The 807-nt window shown below is 40.4% G+C and carries 2 pseudogenes; both read right to left on the reverse strand.

The features are described 5' to 3' along the window. Positions 1-402: pseudogene (locus QMA00_RS18880) on the reverse strand (hypothetical protein); the annotation flags it as partial. Further along, positions 399-743: pseudogene (locus QMA00_RS18885) on the reverse strand (DUF3369 domain-containing protein); the annotation flags it as partial. The pseudogenes QMA00_RS18885 and QMA00_RS18880, both read right to left, overlap by 4 nt. Positions 744-807 lie beyond the last annotated feature (64 nt).

Genomic DNA, 807 nt, shown 5'->3' on the forward strand with positions numbered 1-807 from the left:
GGCTACCAATGTGGGCTGATTGATATATGTACTACAAAGATCAACAGCCCCTAATACGGCGGTTTTATTTAAATTAATTTTAGCCAGCGCTAGGCTCTCTCCAATACTTGTTGTAATACTTTCTAACGTTGATTTAGTCTGCCCCTGTTTCATCGCTTCATTTAATTTATTCAATGACATATCTGCATTTGAAACAGAAATAACGGTTCCACCGATAGGCGTATTCATTTCATGAGCAACACCTGCCACGAGCAACCCTAATGAGGATAGTTTTTGCGCTTCAATTAACCCTTCTTGCAGTTGCTGCTTAATTGTGGCATCAAGCTCACGATTAACGATATCTAGCTCTATCTTTTCAATATGTAATTTATGTGACAAGGCTAATAGCTGATTTTGAAACTGCTAATTTTTTTAAGCACAGCATAGGAAAGAGGCCATATCGTGCTTAGCGTTAATACTTCTAGATGCTTCAAGCACCAGCTATAAACCTTGCTTAGCTGACCTAATTTGTGAAATATACTCCCATGTACGTATGTTACTATTAACAATTGATTGCAGCTTATCTGCTGTAATATCTGATTTATTCCAGTATTCATCGATATCGAGCATTTTCATGATACCGCTCTCTGGTGCAAAACCAGGTTGCCTCTTAACAGCACAATACGCATTTCTGCGTTACCGATGACCTCTCGAATAGTATTCACTAAACGCAGACCCGAGTCATCCTCCTCCATCACCACATCTGTGAACTCCCCATCGACGCCACTCCGTGTCGATCAATGGGCTTCTACAGCCTTGACTTAGAGA

Source organism: Pseudoalteromonas sp. APC 3694, assembly GCF_030407565.1.
GTDB lineage: Bacteria > Pseudomonadota > Gammaproteobacteria > Enterobacterales > Alteromonadaceae > Pseudoalteromonas > Pseudoalteromonas tetraodonis.